This is a genomic window from Bifidobacterium sp. LH_230, from assembly GCF_056357555.1.
In genome coordinates this window covers 33050-58925 of the sequence record NZ_JBKEWJ010000010.1, presented here as the reverse complement: position 1 = coordinate 58925, position 25876 = coordinate 33050, and the positions used below count along the sequence as shown (strand labels likewise).

Sequence of the window (25876 nt, the reverse complement as noted above, 5' to 3'; positions counted from 1 at the left end):
GCTGAAAGCCGAAGGAAGATATCACTCCCCCGCTTCGGCCTGCTTCTTCGCGTGGGCCTCGGCGGACTCGATGCCGATCTTCCAGCCGGTCAGCTTCGCCGCGAGTCGCGCGTTCTGGCCTTCCTTGCCGATCGCCAGCGACAGCTGATCGTCGTGGATGAACGCGATCGCTGTCTTGTTCTTCTCGCTGATCACCTGCACGCCGGTGCACACGGCCGGCGACAGCGCGGACGCGACGAACTTCGCCGGGTCGGCCGACCAGTCGACGATATCGATCTTCTCCGGCCCAAGGTTCTCCATCACCGCACGCACACGCGCGCCGCCGGGGCCGATCAGCGCACCCTTCGGGTTGACGCCCTCGGTGTTGGCGCGCACCGCGATCTTGGTGCGGGCACCGGCCTCACGCGCGATCGCCATGATCGACACCGCGCCGGACACCAGTTCCGGCACCTCGCGCTCGAACAGCTGGCGCACCAGCTCCGGATGCGAGCGGGACACCACGATCTCCGGGCCCTTGAGACCGCGGGCCACGTTCACCACGTACACGCGCAGACGCTCGCCGTGGCGGTAACGCTCGCCCGGCACCTGCTCGCGGCGGGGCAGGATCGCCTCGACGTCGCCGATCGCGATGTGCACGTTGGTCGGGTCCTTGACATCCTGCTGCACGATGCCGGTGACGAGCTTGCCCTTCTGGCCGGAGAACGCACCGAAGATGCGGTCGTCCTCGGCCTTGCGGAACAGCTGCGTGATGACCTGACGCGCGGTCGCGGCGGCCAGACGGCCGAAGTTGCGCGGGGTGTCGTCGTACTCCTCGCCCAGCGTCGGGGCCGGATGCGGGTTGTCTTCGGTGGGTTCGCCGGGGATTTCGTCCTGCGCCCACACGGTGAAGGTGCCGGCGCGGGCGTCAAGTTCCACACGGGCGTGCTTTGCGGCGTGCGGCGTCTTCAGGTACGCGAGACGAAGGGCTTCGGCCAGTGCCTCGTCCAGCGCCTCGGTGTCAATGCCTTGTCCAGCGGCAAGCTGATGGATTCCTGCCAGGTCCAGTTCCATGTCAAGACCTCCTATGAAGTTATATTCCGAGCGCTAGGGCCCTTACGGTCACAGTCAACTATTAGTGTAGGTTCTTATGCAGACACGTCGGAATCGTTTTTTGCCGGGCCTTGCCGGCCGTTACGGCCGTATCAACGCCGGTCCGAAGCGTATGGCCACGGCGTGTCTCTCCGTACTCGCATCGGCCGGAATGCTGATCTCGCTGACCGGCTGCACGATGCCGCGTTACGCCGGTCGGGCCGAGTCCGAACAGACGATGAGCGATTGCGAACGTTCGTATTATGCGGCGTCGGATGCGCATGAGATCGCGCGTTCCGACGGTGGTCAGCCGTTGCTGTTGCGTTATGTTGCGGCTCGTAGCGCACGTTCGCAATGGATCGAAGTCGCCGCGGCGTGTGCGGATCGGCTTGACGAGGGCGTGATTCGGTCCGCGCAGGATGATCGGATCGCGCGTGACATCGCGCAGCGGTTCGGGTTCGCGGATGTTGCGTATATATACGGTATGGATGACGCGGATGACAGCGCTACGGATGATACGAATGAGACAGGGAACGACGGCACATCCGACGCCACGAAGAACGACGCAGCATCTGACGGCACCTCGGATGACGGCACATCCGACGATGCAGTGAACAATACTGCTGCAAACGTTACTGATGACTTGCGTGCGGCAACGTTGGCGGGAACCAACTCGCTGAGCATCTCCGCTAATACGCTGACGACGATGGCATTGGCCGAAGACCGCGCCGGATTCTCGACCGAAGTGCTTGCCGCGCGAGGCTCCGATGGCATCGAGATGCTTGCGCTGGCCGATGCGCACAAGGCGACCGGCGAGCGCCTGATATCGTTGGCACGAGCAGGTGCGAAGACTGCCGATTCCGCACAATCAGGCACATCGCAATCGGACTCGTCCACGCAATCGGGCACGGCATCGTCCGACAGTTCCACGCAGCCATCCGGCGACTCGACCATCACCGATCCGCGGCAAAAGGTCTACGATGTCAGCCAACTGATCGCCAACGCCACCACCATCACCGACCCGGCCACCGGCCTGACCGCACCCACGTACGCGGTCGTCGAAATCAACTGCGCCCGCGAAGAACTCGCCGCATTCGCGCAATCGTCCGGCACGCAGTCGTCGCAGTCAAACAGCTCACCCAGCACCGCGCAATCAGACTCCCAGCCGCAGTCGAACGACACCACCGCACAGTCGTCAACCCCGCAATCGCAATCCTCTGAGCAGTCGTCCGACACGCAGTCAGGCGACTCCGCCAACCATTCTGCGGCCGCGCAATCCGCCGCGCACACCGCATCCATGCGCACCATCGCCAAGCTGATCGCCGCCCGCGTAGCCCAGTCCCTCGCCGCCGGCTACCCCACCACCGACCACGCCCTCTTCTCCTAATCCGGCCGCGTGCCGTTGGGAGTGTTTCCCAAAGTCGATGCACATTTGCAGTGGAATATATTCGGAATCACCGTGTGAAACGCCTCGAATCTGTTACGCATATGGCTTGAAGAGTTTTCCGGGGATGTGCTGGCGCGGTTTGTTGTCACACATTGCGGTGAGGAATGGACTGGGGGTTAGCGTGGTGCGGTCTGTTGTCACACATGGCGATCGAAGCAAGTTCTGGCGCAGGTCTGACGCGGTTTGTTGTCACACATTGCGTAGATGAGTGATTTTTTAGATTGTGTGACAGCGGATTTGTCACACCCGGCGGTACGGAAGGACTTCAGACGGGGCGTGACAATCGGACGATCGCAAGAACCCAGCAATACCAACGATTCACGGACAGCGCACTGCACAGCGGCATCGGAGGCCCGTCACACTTGAGCAAAATCACTTGATTCAACTAAAGCGTGACACGATTCCCAGCCACACCCCGCCGTGTAATCGTGCAAACCGCAAAGCATGACAAACAATACGAATCAGAACGCAAACCGCCACAGGAAAACAGTTCGTCCTATACCATATTGAATATCAAATATATATCTTTAGCAATACTTTTGATATACTTTGAGAGGAGGTAGATTATGGTCACATCAACATATCGAGTGGACGCCGAACTCAAAAAGCAAGCCGCGGAACTGTACGAATCGATGGGCATGACTCTGAACACGGCAATCAACGTGTTCCTGCGACAATCAGTGCGGGAGCATCGCATGCCATTCCAACCCAGCGCTGAGCCGGTGTTGCCGGAAGCAGGACATGTCGCCGCCAACGGAATCACCTACAAAGGACTGGACGACCGCGGCTATCCCATTGTGGAAATCCCGGAAAACTTGGTCACCACACCAAAGCGAGACAGCGACGGCACCCCCGTACTACCACAATCATGGAAGGACTAGCCGGTGACCGATCAGCCGACGCTCAAACCCGTTCCAGAAATGTTGCGCACATTCGATGTCTATCGGATGCCGGTCAGATTCGAGGAAGATAAAACCAAGTCCCGCAACCATTACGTCACCTGCGTCGTAGTTGACGCGGACAACAAGGGCGGTATCGCGGTAAAACTGACCAGCAATCCGAAATGGCACGGAACGGGCGATATTCGGCTGATGGATTGGGAACAAGCAGGACTATCCCATGAAACCACCGCGCGATGCGCGCAACTGGTCAGATTCAAACGCGCCGACCTGCAAGGATACACCGGCACGCTCAGCCAGCAGGATGCCATACGATTGTTCACCGCCTTGAACTCTGTACCGGCAGACAAAACCGTCTGGCTATAGATAGACCACCGTACCGTCACTGTCGTCAAAGCTGGCTGCTTATCTGCGGTCGCGGCGCGGGACGAGCTGACCGGCGTGGTGGGCGGTACGGGGACTTGGGGCTATAGTGCAGGTCCGATTCGCAGGCCGGGATGTGGCGCGGCTTGTTGTCACACATGGCGGTGAGGAATGGACTGGAGGTTAGCGTGGCGCGGTCTGTTGTCACACATTGCGATCGAAGCAAGTTCTGGCGCAGGTCTGACGCGGTTTGTTGTCACACATAACACAGATGGATGATTTTTTAGATTGTGTGACGGCGGATCTGTCACACCTGGCGGTACGGAAGGACTTCAGACAGGGTGTGACAATCGGACGATCGCAAGAACCCAGCAATACCAACGATTCACGGACAGCGCACTGCACAGCGGCATCGGAGGCCCGTCACACTTGAGCAAAATCACCTGATTCAACTAAAGCGTGACACAATATCCAGCCACACCCTGACGTGTAATCGTGTACAAACGCAAAGCGTGACAAACGATATGAATCAGGCGGTCCTGTTTTCTCGCGCGACATGTCTCAAAAACAGCACTGCCACTCTGAAAGACCGCTACCGTCTACTGACCTGGCCGGTGGAGTGGCCGGCGCGGGGGCGGCGACGGCGTAGCCATCGCACGAGAAGGACGCCGATGATGAGCACCGCGACCGAGACTGAGACGATGCCGATCATGAGCGTGCGCACCGGGGTGTCGTAATCGGTCGTGTCCGGAGTCTTCGGGTTCGGGATGCGATGGCCGCGTACGAGGAGACGATGCGTGTTCACCCCGTACGGCGTGCAGGTGACAACGGTCGCATAGTCCTTGCCGTCCTCGATCGCGAGATTGTCAAGCTGGTTCGGCAGGACGACGCTGATCTTGTCGACCTGGTACGTGTACGTTTCGCCGAGCACGTGGAACGCGAACGTGTCGCCCTTGACGAGCGTGTCGAGGCCGGTCAGCAGCTTCGCGCTCGGCAGGCCGGTATGCCCGGAAACGACCGCGTGCGTAGTCGCGCCGCCCACCGGCAGACTGCTGCCTTCGAGATGGCCGATCGCGATCTGCAGGACGCCTTCGTCCGTACCGTGATAGACGGGGAAGCGCACTTTGAGCTTGGGGATCGTCACGTAGCCCATGATGCCGGTGCCCGACACGTCCAGCAGCGACTCGTACTCGGCCTTCTGCTGTTTGTCGAGTTGCCACTGGTCTGCGATCGTTGGCAGTTTCGCGTTGTATGCGCGCGCCGCTTCCAGCATCTGCTTACGTTGCGCTTTCGACAGATCCTCGGTCTGTTCGATATACGTCGCCACCGCGCGCGACTGATGCATCCGATTCCACCAGTCAGCCACCGTCGGATATGAGATCAGGCCCACGCCCGCGATAAACACGACGACGAAAAACGCGGAGATGATCGTCGAAATGACGTCGAGCACCGTGCGTTTACGTTTCGCGGCCATGTTTCGTTTCCTTTCTTGAGTGGGGTGGCTGAGTCGATGGATGACTGGAACAGAATTTGGATGGCTGGTTGATGACTAATGAGTAGATGGATGATGGAGAACTGATGATGATTGGGACGATGAAGGAGTTGCGCCGCGAGTGGCCGAAGGCTGAGCGCACACGGAATCGCGCTTCGCGCGATGCTGTGTTGTTGAGCGGCGCTGATGCGCCGCAATACCCCAACCCGCCCGGCCTACGCCGGGCACCCTCCCCTGAAAGGGGAGGGAGACGTTGGAGCATTTCCCTCCCCTTTCAGGGGAGGGTGGCGCAAAGCGCCGGGTGGGGTACCCGCGGCCGAAGGCCGCCAACAACACCGCATCGGCCACCGGCCGATTCAATTATCAAAGAGAAGAGGCGGACTCCTCCGGAGTGCTAAAAGTAACGAGCGCACTCCGGAGGAATCCTGACTTACTCAGGGCGATGGGGCGGGGAGTCGGGAGTCCCGCGGGAGGTGAGAGAGTAAAGCGGTATCTCCACGAATCACCGTGCCATCAAGTATTTGGTTATGACCTGTAGAAACAGGTGAAGCTCCCCCGGTTTGGGGGAGCTACGTATGACGCTGGCGGAGCCTCGGCTCCCTCGGCTAAGGGAGCTGTCAGCCGTAGGCTGACTGAGGGAGCGTCGCGGCCGAAGGCCGCCAATATAACTGAATCGGCCTTTGGCCGATGCCGTTACTCGGCTCCGCCAACATCAGGACGCTTAGCTGCGGGCCTTGCGGCGGCGCATGAGGAGGAGGCCGACGAAGGAGAAGCCGGCGGCCGCGGCGGCGGCTTTGGTCAGGTCGGAACCGGTTTGTGCCGGAGGCTGAGACGGCGGGGTCTCGGGCGGTGTGTACGTGTTCGTGATCAGCGTTTCCGCGTTCTCACGGTCGACCAGCACCGTGTACTTGGCCGGCACGGACTTCTCCACGACTTTCCACTCGTGATCGGAAGCCAAGCCACTCCACGAATACGACCACTTGTTCGCGGCAGTCAGTTTGACCTCCTCGTACACCTTGCCGTCGCGAAGCAACTGCACCGCGATCGACTCGGGGCGCACGGACGCGGAATCGTTCTTCCACACCTTGCGCACGGAACGCTCGACCGTGGTCGGCTTCTCGATCGGCGTGCACTCGGTCTTCGGCTGGAGCGTCACGTCATACGACGCATCCGCGGCAGTACCCGAAGGCACTGCGGTCAGCGTCGAAGACGCACCGCACGCCAGCGTATCCGTCTTGAAAGCGGCCACGTTCACCAAGTACAGGCCGCGGGCCATATCAGCGAACACGACCTTGCCGTTGGCATCCGTCTTCGCGGTCGCATCGGCGGACACCGCGTCACGCGCCGCGTAGCCGGACAGCGTCTCGGCCAGCTGGCGGAACGTCTCGGAGTCCGCGCCGAACACATCCCAGTCCACGGAGTAATCCGCGAACGACTTCGTCGGCTCGAACCCGTCGCCCTTCGCGTTCCACGAGGCAACGCGGTACAGGCTCACCGAAGCGCCAGCCAGTGCCTCGCCGTCATCCTTGTATTCGACGGTGATGCTACCGGATTCAGCCGCTTGCGCGCTGATCGCCGGAACCAGCGACAACACGCACACACTTACCGCGAGAGCCAGCGAACAGACCGCGGCAAGGGCAGCACTCGCCCAACGCGGCCTACACGCCGTTGCATCACGGCCATGCCCGTGACTTATATTTGCGTCAGTCATTGTTGTTCCTTAACCTTAAAACGATAGGAATTTTGTATCTATAACGCATAAATCACCAATGATGATTGACATTCCAACGATTTTCAAGACACTGACTAATCAATAGCTTCGCCGACTTTGGACCCGTCAAACTCAATGTCGCATGCACATTAGGATCGGCATCAAGGTAGTCGATAGCCGGAATAAGACAATATCGAACTGCAGCTGGATGTTTCCATAAATCAGCGGATGACAAGCTTCCTGCCAAACTCGTCAACAGAGCCAAATGGTCAATTCTTTGGTTCAAAGTACTGTACGCTTTTACTGCTCTCTTCGCTATTTCATCAGACAAAATGTGAATGTTAGTAGATTTCATTGCCGATGGCGAAAATAATGTTTGAACCTGTCGCGCATTCTTTTGACGCGGAAAACAGATTGCCGTATATGTACCAGTTGACAGTCTAGTTTCGATCTCATTTGACACTGCAGTAACAGAAGCACATGTCGCCCCTGGCTTCCAGAGATAGCTGGAAAGTGCGGCTAACCCTGAAGCCCAGAGATAGCTAGATTGCCTATCCTTCATCGAGATACTAACGCTGCTACTATTCCAGTCTTTAGGTAAAAGAGTAAATGCCGCATCCCTCCAATCCGGAATAGGCATGCCGTTGTTCTCAAAAAATTCCCAAGCCATTACCAATGCATCATGCATTGTTGTATCAACAATACGCTGTTCCGTCTGGCTCGCTTCAGTTTTTATCGTCGGAACCGATGTACCGACAATGTTTTTCCATTTCTTTCGGCTACGAGCTATTTTTTGACCGCCCGTTGGCTGTTGCAATAAATCAGTAAAACGCGCGCCGAACGCTCGATTAAGGTGCTTGTCAAATATTGCCCTCTCTTGGTTGTTGTGTTCTATTGCACGTTTCAGGAAATCCAAACGATGACCTGCACCTTTGCAACGGCAATTGCAGCTTTTGCCAACAGCTGTTTCACATTTAGGGTCATGCCTCTTAGCCATATCAATTCACCACTTCGGGTCATCGTCAAAAATAGGTTATTAAGTAGTAAGCCCCGTCTCCTTTCGTCAAACTATGACGAAAGCTACGAGGTCAACGCCTCTCACTACATCTCTTTGGCCATAGATATTAGAGAGAGGCGGTGAGCCTCACATGAAGTGAGGCTCACCAGAAGTCACAGGCTCTTACCCTCCCCGTTAGGGGAGCAAGAACTGTGAATTCAGCGGTTGGAGAGGCGACGACGGAACGCGAACCACACGCCAGCGGCAGCCACGAACGCAGCGCCGAGAGCGTACAGGATCACAGTGCCCATGCCACCAGTGGACGGGAGGTTGGAACCCTTGTAGTTCACGACGTTCAGAGACGCGGAACCGTTAGTCAGATCAATGGTGAAGGTCTTGCCAGTGCCGGAGATTTCGTTACCTGCGGAATCCTTCACCACGAGCGTGGTCAGGGTCGGATCGTCACTGGTGTCGGCATGTTCGGCAACGATCTCGAAGTCGAGACCGGCCCAGGTGTTGTAGCTCTCCGGGGTCGTGGTCTCCTTGAGCTGGTACTTGCCGGCGTCCAAGCCCTCGAACTCGAAAGACGTCTTACCCGTCTGCTCATAGCCGACGGCTTCGTACTTGCTCGTGGTCTTGTTGTACTTGTACAGGGTGAAGCCGGCACCGGACAGCGCATTACCGTCCTTGTCGACCTTGTTGGCAACGATCTTGAAGGTGAACACGGTGACCTTGTCTTCCGGGGTCTTGCCTTCGCCCTCACCGTTCGGGTTGTTCGAGAACGTCAGATCGACCTTGTTCGGGTTGCCGGCGGAGCCGATCTTCGCGTTCTCGTTCAGCTTGGCCGTGTACTCGACGACGATCTTCGTCGTGGAGTCGTTGATGGTCACAGTCTCGCCGGCAGTGGCGGCGGCCGCCTTCTTCAGATCGGCGAAGCTGACGGTCAGAACGGTACCACCCACGTACGGGTCATCCGTCTCGGTGCCGGCGTAGTTCACGGTCGAGGCGGTGTAGCTGGTGGAGGCGATCTCGACACGGCTGTCGCCGTTCACGGCGTACACCTTCAGGCTGTTGGCGTTGTAGGTCAGGCCCTTGGACAGGGTATCGGTGAACTTGTAGGTGTAGGTGCCGTACTTGCTGTAGTTGCCCGGGATAGAGCCGGTCAGCTGATACGGGACATCGTCGCCGAAATCGTAGTCGGCGGAATCGGTCCACTTATCATCGTTCGGATCGTCCGACTTCGTCTCGGAGTCGTTGACGTCCTTGACCTTCTTCTCGACGGTCGGCACGTCGGCCTTCGGAGCGACGGTCTCGTTCTTGACGACCTTGAGGATGAACTCGGTATACGCCTTATCCTGGGAAGCAAGAGTGTTGTCCTTGTCCTTGACCAGATAGTAGCCAGCGGAAAGACCGGAAATCGTATAGGTCTTGGCGGTCTCATCGAAGGTACTGCTGGTACCCGTCGCATTGGCGGACAGGTACTTGGCAACAACCTTGGCGAACGCGGACGCGTTGGACTCGGTCAGCTTCGCCGCCACCTCGGACGCGGTCGAGACGTTCGCGAGATCGGTGGAGAGCGTGGAGTCGGCCTTCAACGCCTCCAACAGGGTCTTCTCGTCGGCCTTCGTGGTCGTATCGACGCCGGCGCCCCAATCGATGTTCGACAGCGTGGCCGCGCCGTCCTTCTCGGACAGGTCGCCCTTGAACACCTGATACGCCTGATACGTATGACCGGCCTCGGCCGGCTTCTCGGTCGTGCCGACCGTGATCGTATACGTGTTGTCGGCCGCGACCGCGGTGAGCGGGGCGACTAGGCCGGTGACGAGCATCGCCACGGCGGCCACGAGGCCGAGAACGGCCTTGCCTAACTTCTTCATGATTACTCCTTTGAGTGATCTTCCTTGATTTGGTTTGGGTTAAGTTATGAAATCTTTTGGAGGGGTAGCTTCGTAGCGTTCCGCGGCTTTGACGCTCCCCCACCCGGCTTCGCCGGGAGCCTGCAATTAAGGACAGCCTTACGGCTGACTTTTTGCTGGCTCGCCTGTCGGCTCGCACATTGCCTACAAACAGCTCTGCTGTTTGCTTAACGGCAATGTCCTAGCCGAGGGGCCGAGGCGCTCCGCGCTTGTATGAAGGGCTATGGGTCGGAGCCTCCTTTCGGGGTGGAGTGGATCATCGGCGCTGCCTCCTGACCATCAGGGCCAGACCGGCCGTCGCCACGATGAGTGCGAACGTGCCCGCCCGCAGGAACATCGCCGTCCCCTCGCCACCGGTCGCCGGCAGCTCAGGTCCGTACAGTTGGTTGGTAAAGGTGGCCGTCGGGTTGCCGGAACCGGTGACAGCCGATCCCGGTCGATCGGACGTGCCGCCTTCCGTGGATGACGACCCAGCAGTCACGGACTCATTGACCGTCTCGCCAGCATCGTTCTTCACCCGAGTCATCACGTACGACACACTCAGTCCAGCCCACTTATCGCCGACCTTGGTCTGCGACACCGTCACGACCACCTTGTACTCGGCCTGCGAGTACTGGATAGTCGAGTCAGAATCAGACGGCGTCACCTCAGTGATCTTGTACGTAAACGTGTTCTGGTAGCCGTTGCTCGCGTCAGTGCCAAGGTTGTCAACCGTGAACTTCAGCGACTTGAACACTCCGCCAGCCGTCGTCGCGCTCGTATCAGTGCCGCGAGTCACACTGATCTTGCACGACTTGCCGTTCGCAATGTTCGCGTCGGAGTTGGTGCAGTTGGTCGGAGTCGGAATCGATGCGCTCGTCTCACCGTCGCCCTTGCTCAACTCGAACTCGAACGCAACCGGATTACCGTCCGAACCAGTCGGCCAGCTACCGCCCTTCACGACCTTCTCGACCGGAATTTCGGTTTCGGCCGGGGTCAGCGTGTTCTTGATCTTGTCACCGTCATCCGCACCAATTTTCACATCGGTGGAGTCCTTGTTGATCGTGAACTTATACTCAGTCGTGACTAGATCGTAGCCAGTCGGAGCCTTGGTCTCCTTCAGCGTGTAATCGCCGTACGGCAGCTTCTCCACACTGATCACACCATCTGCATCATTCGCATCCGACAGCTTAGTGCCGCCCTCACAGGTGAAGTCGGTATCAGTCGAATCAGCCTTCTGGTTATCAGCCACGCAGTACTTCGTACCACCGGACGTAATCGACCACTGCGAACCGGCGAGCGCCAAATCCGTACGTGACGAATCCACCTTCTGCCAAGTCACCTTGGTCGGCGTATCGGAGATCGTGCCCACGGTCCCATCGGCGATAGTCTTCAACTGACCATCATCACCAACACCGGTTCCGTTCTCCCAGTAGCCATTCCACGTCACCGACAGCACGCCCTGATCATCCCGGCTCACCGTGATCTTGTACACGTTCTTATTCACCGTGTACCCGTCGGGCGCATCGGCCTCGGTCAGCCAGTACGTGCCGGGGTCCAGGTCGATCACTTTGAACTCGCCGGCGTCGGAATCGACATCGTCCATCGTGCTGTCCGCAGTCTCGGCCGCAACCGCAGCCTCGGCCGACGATTCAGCCGACTCGACATCGTTCACGGCCACCACGCGACCAGCGGTCTCGCTATCGTTCGCAACGAACGCGCGGGCGAAACGCACGGTCGGCTCGGCGGCGGACTCGTTCAGCGCAGTCGGTCGCACGGCGGAGCAGGACGAGTTCGCCGGATAGCCGGCGGTCATATTGCCGCCGGACACGGTCACGGCCTCGGCGTTCGCGGGGAACGTGAAGTTACCGCCGCCATTCTTGCCGTACCAAGCTTTACCGTCCCCGTTACGCTTGAACCCGAACTCCACATTGCTCGCGGTCACTCGCGGAATACGAACAACCTTCCAATTGTCGTCGCATGCAGCGATGGCCATGTCTGTGGAATCCTGCCAGTTGCTGCCGGTGCCGTAATGCACCCGCATGGTATCCGCGCCCCACGCGCCCTCGCCACTCGACGGGAAGTAGATGTACGTGTACTGCGCCGGGGCTTCGTTGGTCACGTTGACGGTGATCGTGCGCGACTGGTTGCCGGCGGTCACAGTGATGGTTGCCTTGCCGGCAGCGACGGCGGTGATCAGACCGGACTCGTCGACCGTGGCGACGTTCGCATCGTCGGATGTATACGTTGGTGTAACGGCTGTATTATCCGCGGTCTTTGCGGTGACGGCGAGCTGCGCTGTGTTGCCCTTGATCAGGTCGATGCTGCTGCCGTTCGGCATGTCCGTGCCGTTGTACTTGACGCTGAACGTTTTGACATCGGGGATGTTCGCGGAGACGGTGACGGTCAGGTTCGAGCAGACCGACTTAACATCGCTGCCGTTGCCGTTCGCTTCGGACACCGTGCACACCTTCGCGTCAACCGTGCCGGCGCCGATCGCGTACGCGGTGGATGTGCCGTCGTCGTTCAAGTCGATGCGCAGGATGTTCTTGTAGTCCGGCGTATCGCTCTTCCAGTAGACCTTCTGCAGTGCCGTACTCGGCGTGACCTTGGTCGTCAGGTTGACGGTCTCGGTCATATTCATCGTCAACTCGGTGATCGGATTCGACAGATCCGCGCTATCACCAGCACCGCGGTAGATGTTGATGCCGTTTGCGGCGACGGTGTTGTCCTTGACCGTCCAAGACTGGTCTTGACTGGTCGTGCCGTCGGCCTTCTTGGTGAGCGTCCACGACGTGCCAGACAGCGGCTTGCTGTTTTCGTCGTTCTTCTTCCAAGTCAGGGATGCGCCCTTCTTGGTGTTGCCGATCTTGCCATTGGGCGCTACCTCCGTGCCGTTCACATCTTGTGTAACGGTGACAGTGGTGCCTTCCGCGCCGGACGTGACCATATAGATGGTGTCGCTCGGCTCGTAGTCCTGCGGGGCGCCGATTTCCTTGATGTAGTAGGTGGCGTTCGTGTTCAGGCCGCCGACCTTGATGATGCCGTCCGTGCCGTTGAGGTCGACGATCGGTTCGTTGTCGGTGACAAGCTTGAGCGGGTTCTGGCCCTTTTCGGCGTCTTCCTTGCTGGCGTAGATCGCCCAGCTGGAACCGGAGAGCAGGGTGTTCCCGTCCGCAGCGTCAACCTTCGACCACTCGAGCGCCGCGCACTGCGAAGTGTAGTTGCCCGACCACGGCAGGTTGTGGCGCTCCTGGTCCATATCGATCACGGAGGCGGAATACTGGCCACCAGCATTCACAAATTTATTCTGGTCATTACCCGGAGAATGAACCGCCTTCGGATTGTACATGGAGAAATCCTTGCCAACCCACACACGGCCATTCGTACTCACATGAGACTCAAGACTACCGTTCGGTACAAGGATGGAACCCATCATCGCAGCCGCTGGATCATCATCCGTCGTGAGATCAGCATCTCCCCAGATATCCCGACCATACGGCTTACCATCAATCTTGTTCTGAACCGTCATTTTTCCAGAAGCCTGACCGCCCAGAATCGTAACGCTCTCAGCCTGATAGAAGTTCCAGAGAATCTTCGACGCACGTTCGGCGTAAGTCTCATATGCCTTCTTCTGCTTGTCCGTAGCACCAGTCGTATGCGAGGGATCCCAGTAACCATTGGAAATATCCGTAGCTTCAGTCTCGCCGGGAGCCTGCCACAGAAAACGCCAACCATTATGGAAGCTGACAGTCGTACCAGTCACGTTAATAACTACGGACGTGTTATCGGGAATGTTCACGAACTTGAAGCTGACACCGGTCTGATTGCCGGTAGTCTGCAGATCGCTAGCATCAATCGTGAACACCTGCAACGCGGACTTGCCGTCGCCGGTGAACGTAATCAGCTTTTCATTGAGCGTATTGTCAAACTCGAACTTGTACGACGATTCCTTCTTCGTGTCCTTGATGTTGTCCCAATTGTACTTATACCGGGTGTAAGCCTTGGACGTATCGTTCGGGTCCTTGGAATCCAACGTGCCAGTATCATCTACCGTCATCTCGTTGGTGCCCTTGTAATTTTTCATCTGCTCGGACAGCGTCTGCAGGTAGGTGCCATAGCTGGAGAAATCTGAAGAATCGACATTATCACCGGCATCGTTCTTCAAACCAGTGATATTCTTCAGCCCGTCAGACTGATTCCACTTCACGTGATCCGTATTGCCGGAATACGGCGTCACGGCAGAAAACACAGGATCTTTGTCATGATTGTAAAGTCGATTCTCCACGCCGGCAATAGAAGCCGTGTAATTCGACTCATCGCCAGTACTATTGTTGATCTTGTAGTTATCGGTAAGACCAACAACAGAGCGCCCCTCATCCTTGGAGGGTGCAGGAGCTTCAGGATCCTGCCACGCATACGCATGACCACTCGGAATGGTGCTGCTGGAATTACCTCCAACAGTAAGCACCCGCGTACCCTGCGCCGGCACGAACTGTGAACCGAACGCAACCATACCCATGTTGAAGAAGCCCTTCTTCAGCTTCGAGTAGAGGTTGCCGTTAACTATGGTTGCGCCTTCAGCTTCAGCCGCATATGAACCATCAGGACCGCCACCGGTAGCACCATTATTATTCGACAGATTATTGCTACGCTTGCCGATGAACATATCGCCACCGACATAAGTGGCGACGCCGGTATCGGTGGCGTTGATGTTGCTGCTGGAATCGCCCATCGTACCGGTGGTAGGCGTGCACAGACCGGCAATGCCATCAGTGTTGCCCTTGGTGGCGTTCTCCGCGTAGGCGGCGTAGGGGGCGGTGAGGGTGCCGGTGATGGCGGTGCCGACGAGCATGGCGACGGCAAGCGTCATCGCGGCTATGCGATTACGATACCCCCCCCCGTGCAGGTTCCTCTTGAGTCCGTACATTCGTCTCTCCTTCGGGCTCATCGAATCATGCCGCCCTCGGCTTGTCTCATTCCACTACTGCGCACCAATATAATGCGAATGTTTGCAGTTTGCAAACCTTCGCAACGCCACACCACATCAGAGTGAACGCAAACATCCTAATCACACCAAGGATTTCCCGGTTTTTGACTACTCGGCGTGTTGTGTTTACGTTTGCAGCTTTTTCTTGCAAACGTCCGCATAGTGAGCCATCCGACGCAATCTCAATCAAATCCGCCCCACCCCTGCTCAAACGTTTGCAATCCAGTCAACCCGACATCATCATTCGACGCAGCCCAACAGTGCCCTACAGCACCCCCACGCCACCCCGAAATACCACCCAAACCACACCCCAACCACCACCCCATCATGCGCGCCAACATCGCCAACAACTAAATTAATCTAGTACACTAGACTAAATATCAGAATTATGTATTTAGTTTATTCAACTAAACTTTATATGAAGGTGGAATCAATGATCGAACGACTGATACAACGAAACAAATACCTCAATGAAGCGCTACGATTCCGCGATACCGATCTGGTCAAAGTCGTCACCGGCATACGCCGATGCGGAAAATCATCATTGCTCCGCATGGTCCGCCAACATATCGAGGCCGAAGACGTTGCCGGCCGAGGCTTCATCGACGTCAATCTCGAGATGCGCGGCTTAGGGATACGCACGGATGACGATTTATACCAGTATCTCGTGTCTCGCATGAGCGAAAACGGCCGGACATACGTGTTCCTTGACGAAGTGCAGCGCGTGACCGGATGGCACGACGTGGTGAACTCGATCCGCGTGGAATACGACTGCGACATCTACGTGACGGGGTCCAACGCCTACCTGCTATCCGGGCAGATCGCCACATACCTATCCGGCCGCTACGTGGAGATCCGCATGCTGCCACTGTCGTTCTCCGAATATGCGTCGTTTTGCGGATTATCCTTTTCCCAAGGCTCTTCGGCAGCGTTATTGCCGGACGGTTCCGTGGCGACCTTCGACGATCTGTTCCGCCGATATCTGATGTTCGGGGGAATGCCGGCAATCGCATCGCCGAACGTCGACCAGTCGATGCACGCACAGTATCTGGAAGGCGTATACAGCACGGTAGTCGTCCGAGACATTCTCAATCGAGACAGCGATGGACGATGGAAGGTGTCCGACGCCGATCTTCTACGACTGGTGTGCGAATATCTCGCCGACACCGTGGGACGACAATCTTCAGTCACCAAGATGGCTGGAGCGCTCACCGCATCGGGACGTAAAACGACCGCGACCGCAGTGACCACCTATATACGGTCTTTGGAGGATGCCTACGTTGTGTATTCGTGCAGCCGGTTTGACATTCACGGTCGCGCCATTCTGAAAACCATGCCCAAGTATTACCTGGTAGATACGGGATTGAGGCAATACCTGTCCGGGTATCGCGGCAGCGACATCGGATTCGTCTTCGAAAACGCCGTATATCTACAGCTGCTGTATCGCGGCTGGGCCGTACATGTCGGCAAGTTGTATCAAGGCGAAGTTGATTTCGTGGCGACGAAAGACGGACGGACGATGTACGTGCAGGTCACGGACGAAATGTTCTCCGAAACGACCAGAGCCAGAGAGCTTGCCCCATTACGCACCATTTCCGACAATTTCGAAAAAATGGTGGTGGTCCGGCAGGGGGACCCGGCAGCATCAGACGACGGCATACGCATCGTACGTGCCCGAGATCTCTTCCTGGACGAATCTGTGGTATGACGGCTTGCCAAGTATCGTCAAAAAACGGCGAATCGCACGGGGCTCACGCGCCCAACGGCTTTCCCGCACCCACTTACGTACCCCGTTAGAGATTTTTTAACCCGCGTAGTGCCGCGGTATTACGTACGACATCCATCATCGGCCGGCAAGCGCTCGTCAATCGTGCGTTATGCTGGGTTCAAGGTTGCGGGCGAGACACCCACGGAGGTGAACGCCGCGCCCTAATGACCGCTACACGAGCAGCCGCAGCAGCTGGTAGAGCTGCCAGACGTTGCACACGTTGAATGGTGTGCCGTCTACCGTGGCCGTCGCCTCGTGATCGCCTATGTGGACGATCACGGTACGCCCGTTCACGGTCAGTGTGCCGTGCATCGTGATATGATTCATTTCGCAACCTTTGGTTAGGAGCGAAAGCCGATAACCACGCAAAGGCTCGGTGTTGGTAGCGCCGGGCCTTTCTTTTACCAGCTTCCGCCGGTAACGGCCCGTCATATCAACGGGGACGCCGCATGTTACGGCATCGTTCACGACTGTATCAGAACGCTCGAATACGCGCACGACTGTCGAGCATGTCGCAGCCGTCGAACGGTTTCGGCATGAAAACATGAAAAAGGGTTTCGAGCGAACCGCTCGAAACCCTAGGGGCGGATAAGGCGAGATTCGAACTCGCGGAGGAGTTACCCTCACACGCTTTCGAGGCGTGCTCCTTAGACCGCTCGGACACTTATCCATTCGTCACGTAAAAACGCAACTTGTTTATTATACGGCGGGGCGGCGATTTTGCAAATCGCCCGCTTCACCGGCGTGGCGCATGTTTTGTGATGTTGGCTTTTTGCCGCGTTGCTGGCAGCCGTTGGGTGTGACGCTCCCCCAGTCAGCTTTGCTGACAGCCCCCTCAGCCGAGAGGGCCAAGGTGATCACCGCCTATAGCCGCTGCTCGTGCACGGAGGCGTTGACCCATTGGGTCTGCTTGACGTCGTAGCCGGAGAAGATGCCGATGTCGAGCATGCAGTCGCGGTAATCGCGGCCGTGCGCGATCGTGATGTAGTTGTCGTCCACCATGCGATTGTGCGTCGGATCAAGACCGATCCAGCGCCCGTCATGGTAGATCTCGACCCACGCGTGCGTCGCACCCTCGCCGCCGAGCAGACCGGCGATGTACCGCGCGGTCAGCCCGACGTGACGACACACCGACAGCATCACATGCGCGTAATCCTGGCACACGCCCTTGCGCTGGGCGAGCGCCTCCTCGGCCGTCGTGCGAATCGTCGTGGACGCGGGCGTGTAGACGAACGCGTGGAACACCTCGTCCATCACCTCGCGCGCCTGGTCGATCGGCGTCGCGTCGATCGGCAGCGCGGACAGCCGGATCTTGCACATCTCGATCATGTGCTCGATGCACGGCCCCGGAATCGTCAGCGCCGAGTTGAACCGGTACAGCGGCTTGTAGATCTCCGGCTTGATATGCGCGTTGTCGACGAACGCGATGCCCTTGACCGTGTAGTTGAACATGGTGTGCGGCTCGGGGATGAAGCCGGTCATGACCACCGAATCGAACGAGTCGATCGTCGTTTCGAGATCGACGTGCGGTTCGATGTCCACTTCCACGTCCACGACCTGCTGTCGCGGACCGGTCGCGGGCACGCAGCGCAACTGGAATCGATGATCGGTGACCGGCGAGCTGAACGACAGCTTCATCTCATAGTCGAACACCAGTTTCTTCATGAAAATACGACTCCTCTAGTGGATGCGACCCGTACCTGCTTGCACATCCACTGTACCGCACGGAGTACCGCTTGAACCACGGTATCTTGTCATTTCGAGCGAGCACAGCGAGTCGAGAAATCTTGCGTGGACATTGTAAGATTTCTCCGCTCGCTGCGCTCGGTCGAAATGACAAATTAGGGGAACCTCACCCGGTCGAAACGACAACGGGAGGAACACTACCGATCGGGTAATGAAACGTGCGTCGGCGTCAGCTCACGGGCGTTTGGCGTCCATGTTCATCGAGCTGAGCGAGTTCGCGTCCTTCACGTCGCCGGCGATCGCACGGCTGTTGAAGTCGTCGAGGAACACCTGCAGCCGCTTGGTCAACTCCGGGTAGCCGCGGTCCGGCAGCTGGCCGAGCAGCCAGCTGATGCCGGACACGAAGCAAGACGGCAGCGGCTTGCCGTCGAGCGCGCGCGAGTACGTCTCCAGCTTGGCGAGCGGCGCGTCGAGTTCGTCCTCGGGCAGACGGAAGCGCGTGTACAGATCGATGCGTTCGATGTACTTGCCGATAAAGATGAACGCCTTCAACGTCACGTCGACGGTCGAGTTCTCGACGCCGCCCCAGAACGCGAGCATGTCGTCGGCGATGTCGCGCTGGTTGTAGATGTCGCTCGCGTTGGCCGAATGTTCGGCCGCATCGGTGATGTTCGTGACGGCGAGTTCGACGTACTGCAGCAGTCGCGACGTGAGTTCCGGCCGCAGCACGACGGCGTTGCGGAACGCGGCGACGATCGCGCTGCGCACCGAATCGGGGTTCTTGCCGTCGTACAGGAACGAGTGGATAAAGCCGTCGAAGTCCGCGAAGTCCTCGGGCAGGTCGAGTGCACGGGCGAACGGGCGGAACGCGTCCACATCGGTGTCCATCACGCGGTCGTAGAACGGGAAGAACTGGACGAGCGTGGTGAACGCGCGTTCGGTGTAGCGGCCAAGCCAATACAGGTTGTCGGCCTTCGACGCGGTGACCAGTGACAACGTATGCTTGCGCGAGTGCGGGATCAGATTCACGGACGCGACCGACTCGTTGCGCTGCTGCGTGCGCTCGTGCGATTCGGTGCCGTGCTCCGGCGCGAGCACCCACGTGTCCTTGAAGCCGCCGCCCTGCGACGAGTTGACGATCATCTGGCCAGGCACCGACGAGTAGCGAGTCAGACCGGAATACCACACGTGCGTGTTCTGGCCGGTCACGACGAACGCGCGCAGGTCGGCCTTGCGCGGGCTTGCCTCGCCGGTTTCGGGGTCGATCACGTCGATGTCGCGGAACTGGATGACCTCCTGCGCGATGAACCGGCGCGGCTCGGCCTTGATGCGGTCGGCCAGCTCCTCGCGCGCGGCCGCGTCAAGGCTCGAGCCGAACACGACGCCGTATCCGCCGGCCTCGGCCACGTCCTTGATCACCAGCTCGCCGATCCGGTCGAGCACTTCCTTGCGATCCTTGTCAAACATCGGCATGTACGTCGGCGCATTGTGCAGGATCGGCTCCTCGCCCAGATAGTACTTGATCATCTGCGGCACGAAATAGTAGATCGCCTTGTCGTCGGCCGCGCCGTTGCCGGGCGCGTTGATGATCGCGACGTTGCCCGAACGGTACGCCGAAAGCAGTCCGGGCACGCCGATCACCGAATCGGGGTTGAACGCAAACGGGTCCAGATACTCGTCCGAAAGTCTGCGGTACACGGCGCCCACGCGGTGCCGGTTGCCGGCGTAATCGAGGAAGAACAGCTTGTTGTCGACGACCTCGAGATCCTCGGGGAACGCGAGTGCGGCACCGGTCTTCTCAGCCAGGTACGCATGCTCGAAGAACGCGGAATTGTAACGGCCGGGCGTGAGCACCACGGCGATGCCCTCGGTCGAGACGAAGTCCATCGCCTTGCGCAGCAGACGCGGGTAGTCGCGGTTGTCGCGCACATGCACCTCACGGAACAGCTTCGGGTTCGTGCGGCGTTCGATGTCGCGCGCGAACAGCGGGTAGCTGGCGCCGGACGGGATGCGAAGGTTGTCTTCGAGCACCCACCAGCGGCCGTCCTCGCCCTGCACGAGGTCCTCGCCGGCGATGTGCGCGAAGATGCCGCCGGGAGGGGTGACACCGTTGACCTGCGGGAAGTAGCCGGCCGACGTGTACACGTATTCCTCGGGGATGATGCCGTCGTGGATGATGCGCTTGTCTGAGTAGATGTCCTTGAGGTATGCGTTGAGCGCGTTGACGCGCTGCTTGAGGCCCGCCTCAAGCTGGTCGAATTCGTCGGATTCGATGATGCGCGGGATCGGGTCGTACGGGAAGAGCCGGTCGTGGTATTCGCCGTTCTTGTACACGCCGAACCGCACGCCATTGCGGCTCAGCTCTCGGTTGATCGCCTCGCGGCGGTTGACCAGTTCGCCTGCCAGATTGATCGCCGATGCAGCCATTTCGCTCCTCGCCTTCATCCGTCCATTCGTTGCCGCGGGTGGGTTCCGCGGGCGATGACCGGCCGTTGAGCCTGTTGCAAGCGCACGCTTGCGCCGCGGCCATCGCCATGAATACGCGTTACGCTAGTCGCGCGCGGTTACCGGACGGGGGCGAATGTGTTACGGGCGTGTTTTGAAGGAGTGCGGGGCTACGGCGGGAATTCATCTGGGTATCGCCCCGCTACGAGCGCTCCTAGTACTTTGTTGGACTTAATGTGATGGGTTTGACGCTCCCCCAGTCGGCTTCGCCGACAGCCCCTTCAGCCGAGGGGCCGAGAATAACAATGTGTCAATTTAGGTCCGACAAAGTACTAGCGGGGCGAATCGGTGAGTGTTTCAGCATTGCGCCTCGCTTAGGGTGCCTTGGGCGGGGCGAATCGAGGGACATGCCAGCGTTGTGCCCCGCAAACCATCCCCGTATCGGGGCAATTCCGTGAACGCTTCAGGAATTCGCCACGCTTACGGCTGTTTTGCGGGGCAGCTCCGGGAAGTACTCAGCATCATGCCCCGCGCGGGGCCTTGCAGCGGGGCATATCCCTGATGTCGTCTTGGAATCGCCCCACAAAAGGCACCCGCAACGCCCCCGCCCCATAATGAGACCCCTGAGGATAATTCCTTCATCAGCTCACAGCGTGCGCTTGGCGCGGATGGCTTCGGCACGGGAGGCGAGCTGGTCGTCGGGCGGGTACTGGATGTGTTCGAGCGTGAGGCCCTGCGGCGAGATCGGGCCGGTGGAGCCTTCACGCAGCGGCGTCGCCATTTTGCCGGCGAACCAGTCCAGCGAACGTTTGCCGATGCCGACCTGCACGCAGCCGTTGACCAGTGATCGCACCATGTTGTGTGCGAACGCGTCGGCCACGATCGTAAAGCACAGCAGTCCAGATTCGACGGCCGGCGTGCGGTAGCGCTCCCCCATCGTCGAGTCGTCGTCGATCAGCGGCCGGACCGGAATCCGCCGCCAGTACGCGGTCTTGACCTCGCGGATCGTCGTGCCGCCCGGGTTGGGCGTCGCGAACGAACCGAAATCATGCAGTCCGATCGTCATCGCGGCGGCCTCGTTCATCGCGTCGATGTCAAGATCGTCGTCAATGTGCAGCACGAAACCGCGGGTGCGCGGGTCGACTTCGGACGCGCGGTCGGCGATGCGGTAGACGTAGGTGCGTTCGAGCGCGGAGAAGCGGGCGTCGAATCCGTCCGGCGCGGGGGCGATCGATCGGATCGTGATGTCGGGCGGCAGGATGCGCTGCATGCGGCGGGTCAGCGCGACGGTCGGCGGCACGTCCATATGGCCGACCGCGCGGGCAAGGACGCTCGGGGAGAGATCGACATGGCAGACCTGATGGCTGGCGTGGACGCCGGTGTCGGTACGGCCGGCGACGACCAGGCGCAGCGGTTCGGCCTGTGATTCGGGCGATGTGGGATCGGTCGGCACGCGCAGGATCTTGTGCAGTGCGGCTTCGATCTCGCCCTGCACGGTGCGCAGGACAGGCTGCTTCGCCCACCCGTAGAAGCCGCCGCCGTCATATGCCAAGTCGATGCGTAATCTCATGGTTTCCGTCATGAGGCACCATCTTAGCGAAACGGCTGAGGGGAAACCGCGATTCATCATTGCGTTACATTCCATTCGCGGGTACAAGCCCGCAATGGCATGCGGTTTGACGATCGAGAGGCTGTTTTGATGATCCGTCGAGGTCGGTTTGACGATCGAGAGGCGATCCTCTCACAACAATTACCCATTCGATGATGTTCGGGGGTATATATTCGGCCGCCGCACACGGATTAACCCCAAATGCCCGTCTCTCGATCGGCAAACCGACCTTGGCGAGACGGAAATATAGCCTCTCGATCGGCAAACTGAGCGACCGGCATGGGAGTGGAAATGCAAAAAGGGGTCGGGAACCCGGTGGATTCCCGACCCCTTTGAGTCGTGGTCTAGCGAAACGCTATGCTCACTCGGCGTTCTCAGCCGGAGCTTCAGCGGTCTCGGCCGGAGCCTCAACCGGAGCCTCGGCAACCGGAGCAGCCTCTTCCGCAACCTTGGTCGCGGCTTCGGCTTCCTTCACGACGGCCTTCTTGGCGACCGGCTCGGTGACGAGCTCGATGATCGCGGCCGGAGCGGCGTCGCCCTTACGCGGGGCGATCTTCACGATGCGGGTGTAGCCGCCCTCGCGCTGCTCCATCTGCTCGGCGATCTCGGTGAAGAGCGTGTGCACGACGGACTTGTTGCGGATGACGCGCATCACGCGACGGCGGGAGTGCAGATCACCGCGCTTCGCGAAGGTGATGAGGCGCTCAGCCAGCGGACGGAGGCGCTTCGCCTTCGGCAGCGTGGTGACGATGCGGCCGTTCTGGAACAGGCTGGTGGCCATGTTCGCGAGCATCAGGCGCTCGTGGGCCGGGCTGGAGGCCAGACGCGGGCCCTTCTTGGGTGTAAGCATGAATTACTCCTTGAATGCCCCGCCGCGCTCAGGTGGGCAAGTGCCCGAACGTCCGGGCGCGGCGGAGTGATTGGTCAAAAGCGGAAACTCACTCGTCTTCCGGCGAGTAGAAGGTGCCGCCTTCGAGGTTGGTGGTGTCGAAGCCCAGCGGGGAGGCCTTGAGCGACAGACCCAGGGTCTGCAGCTTGTCCTTGACCTCGTCGATCGACTTCATACCGAAATTGCGGATGTCGAGCAGGTCCTGCTCGGTGTGGTTCACCAGCTCGCCGATGGTGTGGATGCCCTCGCGCTTGAGGCAGTTGTAGCTGCGCTGCGTGAGGTTGAGATCCTCGATCGGCACGGCCATCTCAGGATTGGTTTCCTCAGCCACCGGAGCCGGACCGACTTCGACGCCTTCGGCCTGGGTGTTGAGCTCGCGGCACAGGCCGAAGAGCTCCACCAGGGTCGAGCCGGCGGAAGCGACCGCGTCACGCGGGGAGATGGCGGGCTTGGTTTCCACGTCCAGGATGAGCTTGTCGAAGTCCGTGCGCTGTTCGACACGGGTGGCCTCGACCTTGTAGCTCACCTTGAGCACCGGGGAGTAGATCGAATCGACCGGGATGCGGCCGATTTCGGCGTTGTCCTGCTTGTTCATCTGCGCCGGCACATAGCCACGGCCGCGTTCGACGGTGAACTCGATCTCGAGTTCGCCATCCTCGGCCAGAGTCGCGATGTGCAGATCCGGATTGGCGATGGTGACGCCGGCCGGAGGGGTGATGTCACCCGCAGTGGCCTCGCCTTCGCCGCTCTTGCGCAGATACATGGGAACCGGCTCATCGTACTCGCTGGTGAGCACGATGCCCTTGATGTTGAGCAGGAGCTCGGTCACGTCCTCCACGACACCCGGCAGAGTGGTGAACTCGTGCAGGGCGCCGGAGATGCGGACCGAAGTCACAGCCGCGCCCGGAATCGAGCTCAGGAGGGTACGGCGCAGGGAGTTGCCCAGCGTATAGCCGAAACCAGGCTCAAGAGGCTCGATGGTGAAGCGGGAGCGCTGCGGGTTGATGACTTCCTCGGTCAGTGTCGGACGCTGTGCGATAAGCACTGTGTTATCCTTTCAGCTTCTGGTCGGTGGTGCACTCACCGGCCAGGCAAGCGGCTTTGGATGAATTGCTATGTCTAGTGCTCAGACGGCTCAGACGCGACGACGCTTCGGCGGACGAACGCCGTTGTGCGCCTGCGGGGTGACGTCGGTGATGGAACCGACTTCGAGGCCAGCGGACTGCAGGGAACGGATGGCGGTTTCACGACCGGAACCCGGGCCCTTGACGAACACGTCGACCTTCTTCAGACCGTGCTCCATCGCCTTGCGGGCGGCGGACTCGGCGGCCATGCCGGCAGCGTACGGCGTGGACTTGCGGGAACCCTTGAACCCGACGTCGCCACCGGACGCCCAGGACACGACGGCACCGGACGGATCAGTGATCGAGATGATCGTGTTGTTGAAAGTGGACTTGATGTGAGCCTGACCCACCGGGATCGACTTGCGGTCGCGGCGACGGACAGGCTTACGAGCGGCTTGCTTTGCAGCTGCCATTGATCCTCGTTTCCTAGTACGAACTTATTTGTCTGTCCAAACGATGGAACGTGACGTCCCGTGGCTTGGACGAGCCACCTTATTACTTGGTGGCCTTCTTCTTTCCGGCGACCGTGCGCTTCGGGCCCTTGCGGGTGCGGGCGTTGGTCTTGGTGCGCTGACCGCGCACGGGCAGACCCTTACGGTGACGCATGCCCTGATAGCAGTTGATCTGGATCTTACGACGGATGTCCGCATCGATTTCACGACGCAGATCGCCTTCGATCTTGTAGTTGCCCTCAAGATAGTCACGCAGCGTGATCAGCTGCTCATCCGTCAGATCCTTGACGCGGGTGTCCGGGTTGATACCGGTCGCGGCAAGCGTTTCCTTCGCACGAGTGCGACCCACACCGAAGATGTAGGTGAGGGCGATTTCAATGCGCTTCTCATTGGGGATGTCGACTCCGGCAAGACGTGCCATTGCGATTCCTTCTATGCTCCGCAGGTCGTGCACCGAGTCGTCCGGTTTCCCGGCCCGGGCCTGCGTACCCGGGGTTCAAGCAAGCCTCTCGGGAGAAACTCACCTGTGACTCAGCGCCTGATTAATTGATGCCGCTGGATCTGCTCTCAGCCCTGACGCTGCTTGTGGCGCGGGTTCGTGCAGATCACCATGACGCGGCCGTGACGACGGATCACGCGGCAGTTTTCGCAGATCCTCTTCACACTAGGGCTGACCTTCATGGTTTTCCTTTACTTGTACCTTTACTTGTAGCGGTACGTAATCCTTCCGCGGTTCAGATCGTACGGGCTCATTTCGAGCACCACGCGATCCTGCGGCAGGATACGAATGTAGTTCTTGCGCATCTTGCCGGAGATCGTGGCGAGCACGATGTGCTTGTTCTCAAGTTCGACGCGGAACATCGCGTTCGGCAGTGCTTCCACTACCTGACCTTCGACTTCAATCACACCGTCTTTTGCCATGAGCCTCGTTATCCGTTCCTCGGGACAATTACCGTTAGTGAGTCCGAAGACACACCAACGGAATAATATACACGAACACGGGGATTACGACACGCCGTCGCTCGCTTGGCAAGCGACGGC

Annotated in this window: 20 protein-coding genes and 1 tRNA gene; 4 read left to right on the top strand and 17 right to left on the bottom strand. The window is 59.3% G+C overall.

Features of this window, described 5'->3' with window-relative positions; translation table 11 throughout:
* Positions 1 to 21 precede the first annotated feature (21 nt).
* Positions 22 to 1050, bottom strand: coding sequence for a transcription termination factor NusA (gene nusA / locus AC1A0G_RS06365; RefSeq protein ID WP_476528365.1), 1029 nt, complete (start codon positions 1048 to 1050; stop codon positions 22 to 24).
* A gap of 76 nt (positions 1051 to 1126) precedes the next feature.
* On the opposite strand from nusA, the gene AC1A0G_RS06360 reads away from it, so the two are divergent.
* From AC1A0G_RS06360 to AC1A0G_RS06350, 3 genes are all read left to right on the top strand, one after another.
* The gene (locus tag AC1A0G_RS06360; protein WP_476528364.1) at positions 1127 to 2455 is read left to right on the top strand and encodes a hypothetical protein; all 1329 of its coding nucleotides are present in this window, start codon (positions 1127 to 1129) and stop codon (positions 2453 to 2455) included.
* Positions 2456 to 3081: 626 nt separating this feature from the next.
* Positions 3082 to 3396: a type II toxin-antitoxin system RelB/DinJ family antitoxin gene (locus AC1A0G_RS06355; protein ID WP_476528363.1), complete on the top strand. Its 315-nt coding sequence runs from the start codon at positions 3082 to 3084 to the stop codon at positions 3394 to 3396.
* Between the two features lie 3 nt (positions 3397 to 3399).
* Positions 3400 to 3780 (top strand): hypothetical protein, encoded by a 381-nt coding sequence (locus AC1A0G_RS06350; protein ID WP_476528362.1) that lies wholly within the window; start codon positions 3400 to 3402, stop codon positions 3778 to 3780.
* A gap of 589 nt (positions 3781 to 4369) precedes the next feature.
* On the opposite strand, the gene AC1A0G_RS06345 is transcribed toward AC1A0G_RS06350, so the two are convergent.
* From AC1A0G_RS06345 to AC1A0G_RS06325, 5 genes are all read right to left on the bottom strand, one after another.
* Entirely contained in the window at positions 4370 to 5251 is an 882-nt protein-coding gene (locus tag AC1A0G_RS06345; protein ID WP_476528361.1) for a class C sortase, read from the bottom strand.
* Between the two features lie 739 nt (positions 5252 to 5990).
* Entirely contained in the window at positions 5991 to 6863 is an 873-nt protein-coding gene (locus tag AC1A0G_RS06340) for a Cna B-type domain-containing protein (protein ID WP_476528360.1), read from the bottom strand.
* A gap of 169 nt (positions 6864 to 7032) precedes the next feature.
* Positions 7033 to 7977, bottom strand: a complete 945-nt coding sequence (locus AC1A0G_RS06335) for a hypothetical protein (protein ID WP_476528359.1) — start codon at positions 7975 to 7977, stop codon at positions 7033 to 7035.
* A 218-nt stretch (positions 7978 to 8195) separates the two neighbouring features.
* Complete coding sequence (locus tag AC1A0G_RS06330; protein ID WP_476528358.1) at positions 8196 to 9854, bottom strand: SpaH/EbpB family LPXTG-anchored major pilin; 1659 nt, start codon at positions 9852 to 9854, stop codon at positions 8196 to 8198.
* Between the two features lie 295 nt (positions 9855 to 10149).
* Entirely contained in the window at positions 10150 to 14802 is a 4653-nt protein-coding gene (locus AC1A0G_RS06325) for a SpaA isopeptide-forming pilin-related protein (RefSeq protein WP_476528357.1), read from the bottom strand.
* A 493-nt stretch (positions 14803 to 15295) separates the two neighbouring features.
* Between AC1A0G_RS06325 and AC1A0G_RS06320 the strand changes: the two genes are divergently transcribed.
* Positions 15296 to 16570, top strand: coding sequence for an ATP-binding protein (locus AC1A0G_RS06320; protein WP_476528356.1), 1275 nt, complete (start codon positions 15296 to 15298; stop codon positions 16568 to 16570).
* Between the two features lie 231 nt (positions 16571 to 16801).
* Here AC1A0G_RS06320 and AC1A0G_RS06315 read toward each other — a convergent pair whose 3' ends face one another.
* From AC1A0G_RS06315 to infA, 11 genes are all read right to left on the bottom strand, one after another.
* A complete protein-coding gene (locus AC1A0G_RS06315; RefSeq protein WP_162835002.1) occupies positions 16802 to 16957 on the bottom strand; it encodes a hypothetical protein in 156 nt (51 codons plus the stop codon).
* 258 nt (positions 16958 to 17215) lie between these two features.
* Positions 17216 to 17300 (bottom strand) — tRNA-Ser (locus tag AC1A0G_RS06310).
* A gap of 194 nt (positions 17301 to 17494) precedes the next feature.
* Positions 17495 to 18295 (bottom strand): transglutaminase family protein, encoded by an 801-nt coding sequence (locus AC1A0G_RS06305; RefSeq protein ID WP_476528355.1) that lies wholly within the window; start codon positions 18293 to 18295, stop codon positions 17495 to 17497.
* Between the two features lie 255 nt (positions 18296 to 18550).
* Positions 18551 to 20743, bottom strand: a complete 2193-nt coding sequence (locus tag AC1A0G_RS06300) for a circularly permuted type 2 ATP-grasp protein (protein WP_476528354.1) — start codon at positions 20741 to 20743, stop codon at positions 18551 to 18553.
* Between the two features lie 664 nt (positions 20744 to 21407).
* The gene (gene truA, locus AC1A0G_RS06295) at positions 21408 to 22343 is read right to left on the bottom strand and encodes a tRNA pseudouridine(38-40) synthase TruA (RefSeq protein WP_476528353.1); all 936 of its coding nucleotides are present in this window, start codon (positions 22341 to 22343) and stop codon (positions 21408 to 21410) included.
* A gap of 388 nt (positions 22344 to 22731) precedes the next feature.
* A complete protein-coding gene (gene rplQ, locus AC1A0G_RS06290) occupies positions 22732 to 23220 on the bottom strand; it encodes a 50S ribosomal protein L17 (protein WP_476528352.1) in 489 nt (162 codons plus the stop codon).
* Positions 23221 to 23308: 88 nt separating this feature from the next.
* On the bottom strand, positions 23309 to 24304 hold the full coding sequence (locus AC1A0G_RS06285; protein WP_476528351.1) for a DNA-directed RNA polymerase subunit alpha: 996 nt from the start codon (positions 24302 to 24304) through the stop codon (positions 23309 to 23311).
* A gap of 90 nt (positions 24305 to 24394) precedes the next feature.
* Positions 24395 to 24796, bottom strand: coding sequence for a 30S ribosomal protein S11 (gene rpsK, locus AC1A0G_RS06280; protein WP_033493949.1), 402 nt, complete (start codon positions 24794 to 24796; stop codon positions 24395 to 24397).
* 82 nt (positions 24797 to 24878) lie between these two features.
* Positions 24879 to 25256 (bottom strand): 30S ribosomal protein S13, encoded by a 378-nt coding sequence (rpsM, locus tag AC1A0G_RS06275; RefSeq protein WP_152357696.1) that lies wholly within the window; start codon positions 25254 to 25256, stop codon positions 24879 to 24881.
* 146 nt (positions 25257 to 25402) lie between these two features.
* Entirely contained in the window at positions 25403 to 25516 is a 114-nt protein-coding gene (rpmJ, locus tag AC1A0G_RS06270; protein ID WP_003814578.1) for a 50S ribosomal protein L36, read from the bottom strand.
* Positions 25517 to 25537: 21 nt separating this feature from the next.
* Positions 25538 to 25756 (bottom strand): translation initiation factor IF-1, encoded by a 219-nt coding sequence (gene infA, locus AC1A0G_RS06265; RefSeq protein ID WP_003808114.1) that lies wholly within the window; start codon positions 25754 to 25756, stop codon positions 25538 to 25540.
* Positions 25757 to 25876: the final 120 nt, after the last annotated feature.

Excerpts from the sequence above, each read along its gene's own strand:
- nusA (WP_476528365.1), bottom strand. The coding sequence starts at position 1,050 with ATGGAACTGGACCTGGCAGGAATCCATCAGCTTGCCGCTGGACAAGGC.
- AC1A0G_RS06360 (WP_476528364.1), top strand. The coding sequence starts at position 1,127 with ATGCAGACACGTCGGAATCGTTTTTTGCCGGGCCTTGCCGGCCGTTAC.
- AC1A0G_RS06355 (WP_476528363.1), top strand. The coding sequence starts at position 3,082 with ATGGTCACATCAACATATCGAGTGGACGCCGAACTCAAAAAGCAAGCC.
- AC1A0G_RS06345 (WP_476528361.1), bottom strand. The coding sequence starts at position 5,251 with ATGGCCGCGAAACGTAAACGCACGGTGCTCGACGTCATTTCGACGATC.
- AC1A0G_RS06335 (WP_476528359.1), bottom strand. The coding sequence starts at position 7,977 with ATGGCTAAGAGGCATGACCCTAAATGTGAAACAGCTGTTGGCAAAAGC.
- AC1A0G_RS06330 (WP_476528358.1), bottom strand. The coding sequence starts at position 9,854 with ATGAAGAAGTTAGGCAAGGCCGTTCTCGGCCTCGTGGCCGCCGTGGCG.
- AC1A0G_RS06325 (WP_476528357.1), bottom strand. The coding sequence starts at position 14,802 with ATGTACGGACTCAAGAGGAACCTGCACGGGGGGGGGTATCGTAATCGC.
- AC1A0G_RS06320 (WP_476528356.1), top strand. The coding sequence starts at position 15,296 with ATGATCGAACGACTGATACAACGAAACAAATACCTCAATGAAGCGCTA.
- AC1A0G_RS06315 (WP_162835002.1), bottom strand. The coding sequence starts at position 16,957 with ATGAATCATATCACGATGCACGGCACACTGACCGTGAACGGGCGTACC.
- AC1A0G_RS06305 (WP_476528355.1), bottom strand. The coding sequence starts at position 18,295 with ATGAAGAAACTGGTGTTCGACTATGAGATGAAGCTGTCGTTCAGCTCG.
- AC1A0G_RS06300 (WP_476528354.1), bottom strand. The coding sequence starts at position 20,743 with ATGGCTGCATCGGCGATCAATCTGGCAGGCGAACTGGTCAACCGCCGC.
- truA (WP_476528353.1), bottom strand. The coding sequence starts at position 22,343 with ATGACGGAAACCATGAGATTACGCATCGACTTGGCATATGACGGCGGC.
- rplQ (WP_476528352.1), bottom strand. The coding sequence starts at position 23,220 with ATGCTTACACCCAAGAAGGGCCCGCGTCTGGCCTCCAGCCCGGCCCAC.
- rpsK (WP_033493949.1), bottom strand. The coding sequence starts at position 24,796 with ATGGCAGCTGCAAAGCAAGCCGCTCGTAAGCCTGTCCGTCGCCGCGAC.
- rpsM (WP_152357696.1), bottom strand. The coding sequence starts at position 25,256 with ATGGCACGTCTTGCCGGAGTCGACATCCCCAATGAGAAGCGCATTGAA.
- rpmJ (WP_003814578.1), bottom strand. The coding sequence starts at position 25,516 with ATGAAGGTCAGCCCTAGTGTGAAGAGGATCTGCGAAAACTGCCGCGTG.
- infA (WP_003808114.1), bottom strand. The coding sequence starts at position 25,756 with ATGGCAAAAGACGGTGTGATTGAAGTCGAAGGTCAGGTAGTGGAAGCA.